This window comes from Devosia sp., from assembly GCF_030689745.1.
GTDB lineage: Bacteria > Pseudomonadota > Alphaproteobacteria > Rhizobiales > Devosiaceae > Devosia > Devosia alba.
In genome coordinates, this window is record NZ_JAUYGL010000225.1 from 26,033 (window position 1) to 36,068 (window position 10,036).

General features: G+C 63.2%; 9 protein-coding genes and 1 pseudogene. 6 read left to right on the forward strand and 4 right to left on the reverse strand.

Going from position 1 to position 10,036, the window contains the following annotated elements:
* Positions 1-8 precede the first annotated feature (8 nt).
* Both Q8O80_RS19765 and cbiB read left to right on the forward strand, forming a co-directional pair.
* Complete coding sequence (locus tag Q8O80_RS19765) at positions 9-1,472, forward strand: cobyric acid synthase (protein ID WP_305582513.1); 1,464 nt, start codon at positions 9-11, stop codon at positions 1,470-1,472.
* Complete coding sequence (gene cbiB, locus Q8O80_RS19770; protein ID WP_305582531.1) at positions 1,472-2,434, forward strand: adenosylcobinamide-phosphate synthase CbiB; 963 nt, start codon at positions 1,472-1,474, stop codon at positions 2,432-2,434. The genes Q8O80_RS19765 and cbiB overlap by 1 nt, the downstream gene beginning before the upstream one ends.
* 125 nt (positions 2,435-2,559) lie before the next feature.
* Here cbiB and cobU read toward each other — a convergent pair whose 3' ends face one another.
* A complete protein-coding gene (gene cobU, locus Q8O80_RS19775; RefSeq protein ID WP_305582515.1) occupies positions 2,560-3,108 on the reverse strand; it encodes a bifunctional adenosylcobinamide kinase/adenosylcobinamide-phosphate guanylyltransferase in 549 nt (182 codons plus the stop codon).
* Positions 3,109-3,317: 209 nt separating this feature from the next.
* Between cobU and Q8O80_RS19780 the strand changes: the two genes are divergently transcribed.
* From Q8O80_RS19780 to edd, 4 genes are all read left to right on the forward strand, one after another.
* Positions 3,318-4,253: a BadF/BadG/BcrA/BcrD ATPase family protein gene (locus Q8O80_RS19780; RefSeq protein ID WP_305582517.1), complete on the forward strand. Its 936-nt coding sequence runs from the start codon at positions 3,318-3,320 to the stop codon at positions 4,251-4,253.
* 28 nt (positions 4,254-4,281) lie between these two features.
* Positions 4,282-5,763 carry a glucose-6-phosphate dehydrogenase gene (zwf, locus tag Q8O80_RS19785; RefSeq protein ID WP_305582519.1) on the forward strand — a complete coding sequence of 494 codons (1,482 nt, stop codon included), beginning with the start codon at positions 4,282-4,284 and terminating at the stop codon, positions 5,761-5,763.
* 169 nt (positions 5,764-5,932) lie between these two features.
* Positions 5,933-6,628, forward strand: coding sequence for a 6-phosphogluconolactonase (pgl, locus tag Q8O80_RS19790; RefSeq protein ID WP_305582522.1), 696 nt, complete (start codon positions 5,933-5,935; stop codon positions 6,626-6,628).
* Between the two features lie 120 nt (positions 6,629-6,748).
* On the forward strand, positions 6,749-8,563 hold the full coding sequence (gene edd, locus Q8O80_RS19795) for a phosphogluconate dehydratase (protein ID WP_305582524.1): 1,815 nt from the start codon (positions 6,749-6,751) through the stop codon (positions 8,561-8,563).
* Positions 8,564-8,643: 80 nt separating this feature from the next.
* Here the strand turns inward: edd and Q8O80_RS19800 are convergent, their stop codons facing one another.
* From Q8O80_RS19800 to Q8O80_RS19810, 3 genes and pseudogenes are all read right to left on the reverse strand, one after another.
* Entirely contained in the window at positions 8,644-8,949 is a 306-nt protein-coding gene (locus Q8O80_RS19800; RefSeq protein ID WP_305582526.1) for a HigA family addiction module antitoxin, read from the reverse strand.
* A 12-nt stretch (positions 8,950-8,961) separates the two neighbouring features.
* Positions 8,962-9,243, reverse strand: coding sequence for a type II toxin-antitoxin system RelE/ParE family toxin (locus Q8O80_RS19805; protein WP_305582528.1), 282 nt, complete (start codon positions 9,241-9,243; stop codon positions 8,962-8,964).
* A 72-nt stretch (positions 9,244-9,315) separates the two neighbouring features.
* Positions 9,316-10,036 (reverse strand): annotated as a pseudogene (locus Q8O80_RS19810) (DNA mismatch repair protein MutL); the annotation flags it as partial.

The following is a 10,036-nucleotide window of genomic DNA, read 5'->3' on the forward strand; positions in this document are numbered from 1 at the left end:
GTCCGGTCATGGCCAAGGCATTGATGTTCATGGGGACCGGGTCGGACGTTGGCAAATCGCTGATGGTCGCCGGACTGTGCCGCGCCCTGGCCAATCGCGGGCTCAGGGTCGCGCCGTTCAAGCCGCAGAACATGAGCAATAATGCCGCCGTCACCGCCGATGGTGGTGAGATCGGTCGGGCCCAGGCGCTGCAGGCGCGGGCGTCGCGGCGCGCCCCGACCACCGCAATGAACCCGGTTTTGCTCAAGCCTGAACTGGAAACTGGTTCACAAGTGGTTGTGCGAGGGCAGCGGCGGGCCTCAATGACCGCGCGCACCTACTGGAATGAGCGTGGCAAGCTGCTGCCCGAAGTGCTCGGCGCCTTTCGCGAATTGGCGGCAGATGTGGACGTCGTTCTCGTCGAAGGCGCTGGCAGCGCCTCCGAAGTCAATCTGCGCAGCAATGACATTGCCAATTTTGGTTTCGCACAAGCTGCTGATATTCCAGTGATTTTGGTTGGTGACATCCATCGCGGCGGGGTCATCGCGTCGGTGGTCGGCACCTTTGCCGTGGTCGATCCCATGGATGCCAAACGCATCCGCGCCACCCTGATTAACAAGTTTCAGGGTGATCCATCGCTTTTCGCCGACGGCATTGCCTTTCTCGCACACAGAACCGGCGTGCCCTGCTTCGGCCCGGTGCCCTGGTTTCCCGCTGCCCACAAGCTACCTGCCGAGGACGTGCTGGCGCTGGCAGACTACAGCACGGACAAGTCCGGCAGCTTCACCATCGCCGTGCCGCAACTGCCGCGCATCGCCAATTTTGACGATCTCGATCCGCTGCGCGCCGAGCCCGGGGTCAATCTCGTGCTGGTGGCGCCGGGCCAACCCATCCCGCGCGCCGCCGATCTGATCATCCTCCCGGGCTCCAAAGCCACCCGCAGCGATCTGACGGCCCTGCGCGCCAATGGCTGGGATATCGATATTGCGGCCCATCACCGCGCCGGGGGGCGTATCATCGGCATTTGCGGCGGCTACCAGATGCTGGGCCGTTCCATTGCCGACCCCGACGGCATCGAGGGGGCGCCCGGTGTCAGCGACGGCCTCGGCCTGCTCGATGTCCAAACCGTGCTGACTCCGGTCAAGCAATTGCGCGTCGAACAGGCCCTGCATCTGGCATCCGGCGCCACCATCGCCGGCTATCACATGCATTTGGGGGCCACCCAGGGTCCCGACATTGCCCGGCCCTTTGCGCAAGTCGGCGGCGTCGACGAAGGCGCCGTCAGTGCCGACGGGCTGGTACAGGGTACCTACCTGCACGGGCTTTTTGCTGCTGACAGTTTCCGTCGCGCCGTGCTGGGTAATGTCGCAGCGCCCGATTTCGCCTATGAAGCCAGCATTGAGCAGACGCTTGATGATCTGGCTGCTCACCTCGAACAGCATATTGATATCGACGCCCTGGTGGCGCTCGCCGAACCGGTTAGGCTGAAATGATGCACGCATTGATCGCTCCCCTGGTCCTGATTCTCGAGCGGTGGCAGGGCTATCCTCCCCGCCTGCTCGACCAGATCGGTCACCCGGTGATCTGGATGGGCAATCTGCTCACCTGGCTCGAACAGCGGCTGTGGAAGGACGGGCAATCCGCCGAACAGCGCCGCACGCGCGGCATTATCGCCCTGGCCGCCCTGCTCGGCGCGACGCTGGTGGTAACGGTCATGGTGCAACAGGTGCTGCGCGGCATCCCGCTCGGCTGGGTGCTCGAAATCCTGCTGGCTACGCCCTTCCTGGCGCAAAAGGAGCTGGGGCGGGCGGTGCAGGCGGTGGCCGATGCGCTGCTGACCTCGCTCGAAGCCGGGCGCGAAGCGGTGAGCCACATTGTCGGTCGCGATCCGCAGCAGCTTGATAGTGCCGGCGTGTCCCGCGCCGCCATTGAAACCCTGGCCGAAAGCACCTCCGACGGCGTGGTCGCACCCTGGTTCTGGCTGGTCCTGCTCGGCCTGCCGGGTATCGCGCTCTACAAGGCCATCAACACCGCCGACTCGATGATCGGCTACCACAATGCGCGCTATGCCGATTACGGTTGGGCGGCCGCGCGGCTCGATGATCTGGTCAATCTGGTCCCCGCCCGACTGACTGCGGTTCTGGTGACCATTGCCAGCTTCTTCGTGTCCGGCGCCAGCCCGTCCAGGGCCTGGCGGGCGGCAAAGCGCGACGCCATGCAGCACCGCTCGCCCAATTCAGGCTGGCCGGAAGCCAGTTTCGCCGGCGCGCTTGGGTTTTCGCTGGGTGGACCGCGCAGTTACGATGGCGAGATGGTTGATCTGCCAATTATGGGGCAGGGCGAAACCAGGCTCGGTCCCTACCACATCACCCGCGCGCTCACGCTCTATCGCGTGACCCTCAACGTGCTGTTGGTGGTAAGCAGTCTGCTGGCATTGCTGATACTGGCGGCCTGAGCCGCAGCCTATGAGACCTCCGGGTGGAGCCGGTCGTCCTGCCGGCGAGCTCGTCAATTCCTCCACGCCTTCGCGGTCCCGGCGCCATCGCCCCTCTGGCCGCAATGGGAGAGCCCTGCCGCTCTTTATTGCGGCAGCCCCATGGTCGGAATGGGCGGTTCACCCTTCAGCGTCATCGGCAGGCCGGCAATGACGAAATACACATCGTCGCAGATGTCGGCGAGCCGCTGGTGCGCGCTGCCGGCCAGATCGCGGAAGGTGCGCGCCATCGCATTGTCCGGCACGATGCCCAGCCCGACCTCATTGCTCACCAGAATGACCCGCGTCCCGTCCAGTTGCCCCAGCGTATCGCTCAGCCGCTCGACCTTCTCGGAGACATTTTCCCCGGCGATCAGCAGATTGGTGATCCACAAGGTCAGGCAGTCCACCAGAATGACGTCGTGGCTCCGGGCCGCCTTGATCAGGGTCGTCGACAGCGCCAGCGGCTCCTCGATGGTGGCAAATTGCCCGGCGCGTCCCGCCTGGTGGCTGGCCACCCGGTCGCGCATCTCGCCGTCAAGCACCTCGGCGGTCGCCACATAGACCGGCGTGCTGCCGCTACGCAGCGCCAGACTTTCAGCAAAGGCGGTCTTGCCCGAACGGGCTCCCCCCAGCACCAGCGCGTGTCGTGTCATGTTCGAGATTCCCATCTGATTGCTCCCGCTGATATTGCCACAAAATCGTCCCCCAATGCCTGCCCATGTCACCGGCGCCGGCAAGCCATGCAGCGCTTGGACTTGGCAGGGATTTTTTGTGCCTTATCCTACTTTCGTCTTAGCCGCTTTGGCATTATGGTCCGCGCCGAAACCACCTAGAATCCCTTCTGATTTCGGAGACTCCGAGCGTGACCAGATACTACCTTGGCGTTGATGGCGGCGGTACCAATTGCCGCGTGCGTCTGGCCGATGAGAATCTGCGCACCCTGGCAGAAGTCAAGAATGGCCGCTCCAACCTGCAGATCGACGATGGCGCGCCTGCCTACAAGGCCATTCTGGATGGCACGCGTGACGTCTTCAAGGCTGCCGGCATCGACTATGCGCAAACCGCCAACACCTTTGCCTGCTTCGGTATGGCCGGCGGCCGTATGGATTCGGCCCGCGATGAATTCGCCGCACGCGCCTGGCCCTTCGCCGGGGTGAAGGTCTATGACGATATCGATATTGCCCATGCCGGCGCCCTGGCCGGCGAGGAGGGCGCGGTGATCATTGTCGGCACCGGCTCGGCCGCCCTGGCGGTGGTGGATGGTCAGCGCCATCAGGCCGGTGGCTGGGGTTTCCAGATCGGTGACCAGATGAGTGGCGCCATTCTGGGGCGCGAACTGGTGCGCTATGCGGTGGAAGCCGAAGATGGCCTGGTGCCGGCCTCGCCACTGACCAGGGCGGTGATTGCAATGCTTGGCGGCGACAATCAGGCGGTCATGACCTGGTCATTTGCCGCCGACATGGACCTCAAGATCATCAGCCGGGACGGCTCGGAAGGTTGCGACGATGCGTTGATCGGCCGTGCCCCCGCCGAATACGGTAAAATCATGCCGCTGTTGAGCGACTATCTTGAACAAGGCGACCCGGTTGCCCTCAAAATGCTCGACCTGCAGTTTGGCTACATCGAAACCTATGTGAACTGGTTCAAGGCGCGCAATGCCAAGGTGATGGCGATCGTCGGTGGCTTCGGCCAGCGTCTGTTCCCATTGCTGGAAAAGCGCTATGGCGATTTCGTCATGCTGCCGCGCCACGAGCCGCTGCATGGCGCGATCATCCTCGCCAAGCAAAATTTCGCCTGAACCGACCGTAAAACCAGGGACTAGCCCATTGTCCAGCCGCATCATTCCCGTTCCGTCCTTCGACTATGTGGTGTTCGGCGCCACTGGTGACCTGACCAAGCGCAAGCTGATCCCGGCGCTGTATCACCGCTTCCACGATGGCCAGTTCGACGAGACCAGCCGCATCATCGGCGCCTCGCGCTCCAAGCTCAGTGACGCGGAGTTCCAGAAGTCGGCGCGCGACGCCATCGTCCAGTTCGTCGAGAAGGAATATCAGGATGAAAAGGTCATCGACCGTTTCATCAAGATTTTCTCCTATGTGCCGGTCGATGCCAGCAACCCCGAGGCCTCGGGCGATTTGGGTAAAAATCTGCGCGACGATCCGGAAGTGATCCGCGCCTTCTATCTCGCCGTCGCGCCTGACCTGTTCGCGCCGATCGCTGAATACCTGCACAAGAAGAAGCTTTATCGCCGCGATGCGCGTGTGGTGATCGAAAAACCCTTGGGCCACGACCTTGCCTCCTCGGTGGAGATCAATGACGGCGTCGCCAGGATTTTCAAGGAAGATCAGGTCTACCGCATCGACCACTATCTCGGCAAAGAGACGGTGCAGAACCTTCTGGCGCTGCGCTTTGCCAACACCATGTTCGAGCCGATCTGGAACTCCGCCCATATCGACCATGTCCAGCTCACCGTGGCCGAAAGCGTCGGCGCCGGCACGCGGGGCTATTACGATGAATCGGGCGCCCTGCGCGACATGATCCAGAACCACATGCTGCAGCTGCTGTGCCTGGTGGCCATGGAGCCGCCGGCCAGCGACGACGCCAATGCGCTGCGCGATGAAAAGCTCAAGGTGCTGCGTTCGCTCAAGCCCATCACCAATGGTGATGTCGCCAAGAATACCGTGCGCGGCCAGTATAGGGGTGTCAGCTCGGAAACCACCTCGGTGGCCAGCTATCAGGACGAATTGCCCGACGACAAGAAGGGCAGCCGCACCGAAACCTTTGTGGCGCTCAAGGTCGAAATTGAAAACTGGCGCTGGGCCGGCGTGCCCTTCTATTTCCGCACCGGCAAACGCATGGCCAACCGCGTCTCGGAAATTGCCATCCAGTTCAAGCCGATCCCGCACTCCATCTTCGATCATGCCGAGGGCGCGCCCAAGGCCAACAAGCTGATCATCCGCCTGCAGCCCGATGAGGGCGTCAAGCTGATGATGATGATCAAGGATCCCGGTCCTGGCGGCATGCGCCTGCGCGAAGAGCCGCTCAATCTGAGCTTTGCCCTGGCGTTCTCCGAACGAACGCCAGAAGCCTATGAGCGGCTGCTGCTCGACGTTATCCGCGGCAACCAGACCTTGTTCATGCGCCGCGACGAACTGGAGGCGGCCTGGAAGTGGATCGACCCGATCCGCGAGGCCTGGGAGCGCTCGACCGATGCGCCGCAATCCTATGTGGCTGGCACCTGGGGCCCCAGCGGCGCCATCGCCCTGATCGAACGCGACGGCCGCACCTGGCATGAGGACGACAACTAATGCTTCGGCTCTGGCTCACCCTCCCCCTTGAGGGGAAGGTGGCGACGCTGGGCCCAATGGGCATTGGCAAAGCTGGGGAGGGGACGCCTTGTGGTTCGCTGATGGTCCCCGCCTCAGTCCCTCCCATCAAGGGGGGCGAAAGAGCGACTGTCTTGGAAGGAATTTGGGCATGACCATTGAACGCCGCAGCTTTGCTGACAAGTCGACCCTCGCCCAGGAATTGGCGGAGGCCGTTGCCGATCGCATTCGCGCTGCCATCGCCGCGCGGGGCGAGGCCGCCATTGCCGTCAGTGGTGGCTCGACGCCGGGCCGTTTCTTTCTCGCCTTGGGCAAGACCAAGGATATCGACTGGTCCAAGGTCATCGTCACCCTGGTCGATGAGCGCTGGGTCGACGAAACCAATGACCGCTCCAACGCGCTGCTGGTCAATGAGCGCATGCTGCAGGGCCCGGCCGCCGTGGCGCGGTTCTTCCCGCTCTATTCGGGGGGCAATGAGCCCGATGCCGCTGGTGTCGCTCGCACCAATGCTCTGCTGGAGGGGCTGCCCGAACAGTTTGCTGCTGTCGTGCTGGGCATGGGCAGCGACGGCCACACGGCCTCGTTCTTTCCCGGCGGTGACACGCTGGACGAGGCGCTGACTGCCGACGGCCCGACCCTGGCGATCCGTGCGCCAGGCGCGGGCGAACCGCGCATCACCTTTACCCTGCCGCGCCTCCTCCGCGCGGATGGGCTGTACCTTCATATCGAAGGGGAGGAAAAAGCCGCCGTTCTTGACGCTGCTTTGGGAGATGGCCCGATCGAGGACATGCCCATTCGTGCCGTCTTGCGGTCCGGCCATACTGTCAACGTCTACTGGTGCCCATAGTCCCCTCAGCGATCCCCAATTGACCGCTCTGGCCACGAAGGGCTCCCGGCGCGTTTTTGAGGAAAAGCGGTCCCGCTTTTCCTCGTTGAAGGCGCGACAACTGCAAAGTTAGGAGCCGATATGTCTGTCCGTCAGGCCATCCAGGATGTTACCGATCGTATCACGGCACGCAGCCGCGATAGCCGCCTTGATTATCTCAACCGTCTTGATGCCGCCCGCGAGGCCGGCGTCAACCGCACCGTACTCTCCTGTGGCAATCTGGCCCACGCCTTTGCCGCCTGCTCGCCCACCGAGAAGGCGCAACTGGCCGGCGGCAAGTCGCTCAATCTGGGTATCGTCAGCAGTTACAACGACATGCTGAGCGCGCATCAGCCCTATCAATTCTATCCAGACATCATCAAGCAGGCCGCCCGTGAGATGGGCGCAACGGCCCAGTTTGCCGGCGGTGTGCCGGCGATGTGCGACGGCGTCACCCAGGGCCAGCCGGGCATGGATCTCAGCCTGTTCAGCCGCGACGTGATCGCCATGGCCACGGCCATCGCCTTGAGCCACAACATGTTTGACGCTGCTGTCTATCTTGGCATTTGCGACAAGATCGTCCCCGGCCTGCTGATCGGCGCCCTGACCTTCGGCCATCTGCCGGCCGTTTTCATTCCCGCCGGCCCCATGCCCTCGGGCCTGCCCAAAGACGAGAAGGCCAAGGTCCGCCAGCTCTATATGGAGGGCAAGGTCGGCCGCGCCGAACTGCTCGAAGCCGAGTCCAAATCCTACCACTCGCCCGGCACTTGCACCTTCTATGGCACTGCCAATTCCAACCAGATGCTGATGGAAATCATGGGCCTGCACCTGCCGGGCGCCAGCTTCGTCAATCCGGGCACCCCGCTGCGCGATGCGCTGACCAAGGCTGCCTCGGTGCGGGCCCTGTCGTTGAGCGCGCAGGGCAATGACTACACCCCGGTCGGTCACGTCATTGATGCAAAGGCCATCGTCAACGGTCTGGTCGGCCTGCACGCCACAGGCGGATCCACCAACCACACCATGCATCTGATCGCCATTGCGGCCGCCGCTGGCCTGCAGGTCACCTGGGACGATATGAGCGATCTCTCCGACGCGACCCCGCTGCTGGCCCGCGTCTATCCCAATGGCGTGGCCGATGTGAATCACTTCCACGCCGCCGGCGGCATGGGCTTCCTTATCCAGGAACTGCTCGAGAGCGGCCACCTGCATGAAGACGTCAAGACCGTCTGGGGCAACGGGCTGTCCAACTATACCGTCGAGGCCAAGCTGATCGACGACAAGCTGGCCTTCGAGCCCGCACCCAAGGAATCGGCGCTGCCCAAGGTGCTGACCACGGTGGCCAAGCCATTCCAGGAGACCGGTGGCCTCAAGCTGCTGAGCGGCAATCTCGGCCGTTCGGTAATCAAGGTCTCCGCCGTCAAGCCCGAGCACCGCGTCATCGAAGCACCCGCGCGGGTGTTCCATGGTCAGGAAGGCCTGCAGGCGGCCTTCAAGGCTGGCGAGCTCACTGGGGACCTTATTGCCGTGGTACGCTTCTCCGGCCCCAAGGCACTCGGCATGCCCGAATTGCACAAGCTGACCCCGGCGCTGGGCCTGCTGCAGGATCGCGGCTTCAAGGTGGCATTGCTCACCGATGGCCGCATGTCCGGCGCTTCGGGCAAGGTGCCTGCTGCCATCCACATGACCCCCGAAGCGGTCAATGGCGGCCCGATCTCCAAGATCCGCAACGGCGACATGATCCGGCTCGACGCCAATGCGGGCACGCTGACCTTCCTCGGCGACGAAAAGGAATTCTTCGCCCGCACCCCGGCCACCGAAGATCTGCGCAGCCAGCATTTCGGCATGGGCCGCGAACTCTTCGCCAACTTCCGCGCCATGGTCGGCGTCGCCGACAAGGGCGCGAGTGTGTTTCAGTAACTTCGAACCGACCCGCAGGGTCAAATCGCTCCTGTGGAACGATTTGAGGCAAGAAGGCCATGAGGCCTAGGCCGAATGGCTCAGGCTGCGGGCAGGGTCATCGGTTCGATGGACCGCAAGGCCTCGTCCGCAGCCGCTTCGGCCAGTGTCAGGTCGTAGAGACCCTGCATGTTGATCCAGAATTCCGGCGTCATTGAAAAGAACCGCCCCAGTCGCAGCGCAGTGTCGGGCGTGACACCGGTTTCCGCCCGCACCAGCCGCTCGATCCGCGTACGCGGCACGCCAAGCCGGGCTGCCAGGGCATAGGGCGTTAGCTTGAGCGGCTCCAGCAGCTCCTCGCGGAGATATTCCCCCGGATGCACCGGTGGCGTGATCCTGATAGCCATGGTCATGTCCCTTCAGTGGTAATCGACAATCTCGACATCCTCGGCGCGTCCATCCACCCAGCGGAAACAGATACGCCATTGCTGGTTGATGCGGATCGAATGCTGTCCTGCCCTAATGCCCGACAGCGCTTCCAGCCGGTTGCCAGGCGGCACGCGTAGATCGGCAAGCTCTGTGGCTGACATCAAGGCCGCCAACTTACGTTGCGCAGGACGCAACAGATCCGGCGCAAAGCCCTTGGGGCAGCTGCCACGCGATACCTGCTCGGCAAACTTGCCTTTGAACGATCCAATCATCCGCAACCTGAGAACGTATCATTAAGTGATACTAAACTTGATGTCAAGAATACGTATCATCTAGAGATACGTCTACCTCGTCCGCCCGAACAGCCGCTCGATGTCCTTCTGCTTGAGCTCGACATAGGTCGGGCGGCCGTGGATGCATTGGCCGGAATGCGGCGTGGCTTCCATGTCCCGCAGGAGAGCGTTCATTTCGTCGACCCTGAGCCGTCGCCCTGACCGTACCGAGCCATGGCAGGCCATGCGGGCGATGATGGCCTCCATGCGGTCGCTGACCGCGGCGATGGAATCCCATTCGGCCAGCCCGTCGGCAATATCGCGCACCAGCCCTTCAATGTCGGTATTGCCCAATAGCGCGGGGGTTTCGCGCACCGCGACGGCACGCGGCCCGAAGCGTTCGAGATAGAGTCCGAAACGTTCCAGCTCCGGTGCGGCGTCTTCGAGCCGGGCGCAGTCTTCCTCGGGCAGTTCCACCACCAGCGGGATCAACTGCGCCTGGCTGGGGACCGGGCCCGACGCCAGCTGTGCCTTGAACCGCTCATAGACCAGCCGTCCATGGGCAGCGTGCTGATCGACCAGCACCAGGGAATCCCCGTTCTGGGCGACGATAAAGTTCTCGAACATTTGCGCCCGCGCCACCCCGAGCGGAAACTCGGCGTCCGGCGTCACCGGGCTCGGTTCCATGCGCGCGGAAGGTTCAGCAAAGCCATCAAGCCGCGCCGCGGGGGCCTGCTGCATTGGCATGGCGGGCGCATAACTGGTCCAGCCTGACGCTGAGCCGATCTGGGGC

Excerpts from the sequence above, each read along its gene's own strand:
- pgl (WP_305582522.1), top strand. The coding sequence starts at position 5,933 with ATGACCATTGAACGCCGCAGCTTTGCTGACAAGTCGACCCTCGCCCAG.
- cobU (WP_305582515.1), bottom strand. The coding sequence starts at position 3,108 with ATGACACGACACGCGCTGGTGCTGGGGGGAGCCCGTTCGGGCAAGACC.
- cbiB (WP_305582531.1), top strand. The coding sequence starts at position 1,472 with ATGCACGCATTGATCGCTCCCCTGGTCCTGATTCTCGAGCGGTGGCAG.
- Q8O80_RS19805 (WP_305582528.1), bottom strand. The coding sequence starts at position 9,243 with ATGATTGGATCGTTCAAAGGCAAGTTTGCCGAGCAGGTATCGCGTGGC.
- Q8O80_RS19800 (WP_305582526.1), bottom strand. The coding sequence starts at position 8,949 with ATGGCTATCAGGATCACGCCACCGGTGCATCCGGGGGAATATCTCCGC.
- edd (WP_305582524.1), top strand. The coding sequence starts at position 6,749 with ATGTCTGTCCGTCAGGCCATCCAGGATGTTACCGATCGTATCACGGCA.
- Q8O80_RS19765 (WP_305582513.1), top strand. The coding sequence starts at position 9 with ATGGCCAAGGCATTGATGTTCATGGGGACCGGGTCGGACGTTGGCAAA.